The organism is Prevotella sp. HJM029, from assembly GCF_000599605.1.
Taxonomy (GTDB): Bacteria; Bacteroidota; Bacteroidia; order Bacteroidales; family Bacteroidaceae; genus Prevotella.
Genome location: NZ_AZHT01000172.1, coordinates 1 through 882, shown reverse-complemented (window position 1 = coordinate 882; position 882 = coordinate 1). Strand labels below are relative to the sequence as shown.

Here is an 882-nt window from a genome sequence, read left to right as displayed (position 1 = left end):
GATGACCCTGCAAACCGGCATTTCATACAGCTTCTTTTGTTTCATTTTGTTTGATTAATATAATGACTCACTTAGAGTTATTAATAATTTATACTTTTTCTTATTACACAAAAAGCATCTGCGAAGCGTGTTGAAAACGCCTTGCAGATGCCTAAGAATACAGATAGCTCACGTGCACCGCTACCGCCTTTGCACAAAGACTTAGACGGACAGAATGTGTGTGTGTGTTACACTTTTATTTGGTTCTACCAAATAAAAGCTGTTAAAAGTTTTATAATTTTGCATAACTCCTATCATTGTAACACGTCTTATTTTCTATTTAGAAAGTTGATGCCGTAAACGAACATCGGGTGCAAAGTTATAAACTTTTGGCGAGAGTGGCAAACAATGCTACCGAAAAATCGATTTATCCATTCTTCTTGTAACTCATCACTGCCCAAAAGCCCATGAGACTATCAATGACCACCAAAGCCACCACTTGATGAAAAATGCTGCCGAAATTGCCGCCACGAACGAACACCGTGCGCATGGCATCGATGAAATAGCTCATGGGGTTGACGTAGGTGGTGAGATAGGCGGCGACGGGCATGGAGCGCGTGGGGGTGAAAAGCCCCGAAAGGAGCAGAATGTTCATCACGAAAAACCACATCACAAAGATGGCCTGCTGCATGGTGTCGCTGCGGTTGGAGATGACCAAACCCAACGATGAGAAGAAGAATGCCAGCAACATCACCAGCAAATAGACCCACGCGAGGTTGCCCACGGGCACGATGCCATAGAGCAACCATGCCACCAGCAGGCACATCGTGGTGGCTAAAAGGGCGATGAGCCAATAGGGAATGAGCTTGGAAAGGATGAAACTGCAGCGGCTCACGGGCGTGA

1 protein-coding gene is annotated in these 882 nt (G+C 45.4%); it reads right to left on the bottom strand.

The genetic code is table 11. The annotated features are described in order from the left end of the window. Positions 1-406: 406 nt before the first annotated feature. Positions 407-882 (bottom strand): ABC transporter permease (locus tag X919_RS0106285; RefSeq protein WP_028899437.1); only part of this gene is annotated, 476 nt, incomplete at its 5' end.